Origin of the sequence: Anoxybacillus sp. MB8 (assembly GCF_011006755.1) — a bacterium.
In the GTDB taxonomy this organism is placed as follows: Bacteria; Bacillota; Bacilli; order Bacillales; family Anoxybacillaceae; genus Anoxybacillus; species Anoxybacillus gonensis.
In genome coordinates, this window is record NZ_RXXX01000119.1 from 1 (window position 1) to 558 (window position 558).

Genomic DNA, 558 nt, shown 5'->3' on the forward strand with positions numbered 1-558 from the left:
ATACTATGCATGGGCCAAACGACCAGAAAGTCAACAAAAGAAAAGACAGGAAGCGTTGAAAAAGCAAATCAAAAAGATTCATATCGAGTCAAGAGAAACGTATGGCAGTCCAAAAATCACAAAAATCCTTCAGAAACAAGGGGTTGAGGTATCCCAAAAAACGGTCGCCAGAATCATGAAAGATAGTGATATTCGTTCAAAAACAAAGAAAAAATATAAGGCAACCACAAACTCGAAGCATCATTTGCCTGTGTATCCTAACTTATTGAATCAGCAGTTTGAAGCAGATGAGCCAAATCAAGTATGGGTGGCGGATATCACGTATATTTGGACGAAAGAAGGCTGGCTATATTTAGCTTCGGTCATGGATTTGTTTTCTCGTAAAATCGTTGGCTGGTGTCTTTCCGAGCGAATGACAAAAGAGTTAGTGATCAAAGCATTAAATCGAGCCCTCAACCAGAGAAAGCCTCAACCAGGTCTGATTCACCATTCGGATCAAGGGAGCCAATATGCATCGAACGAGTATCAAGCCATTTTACGACAGCATGGAATGCAAAC

1 protein-coding gene is annotated in these 558 nt (G+C 40.7%); it reads left to right on the top strand.

Translation table 11 applies throughout. From position 1 onward, the window contains the following. A partial coding sequence (locus EKC99_RS15385; protein WP_163152672.1) for an IS3 family transposase occupies positions 1 to 558 on the top strand: 558 nt, incomplete at both ends.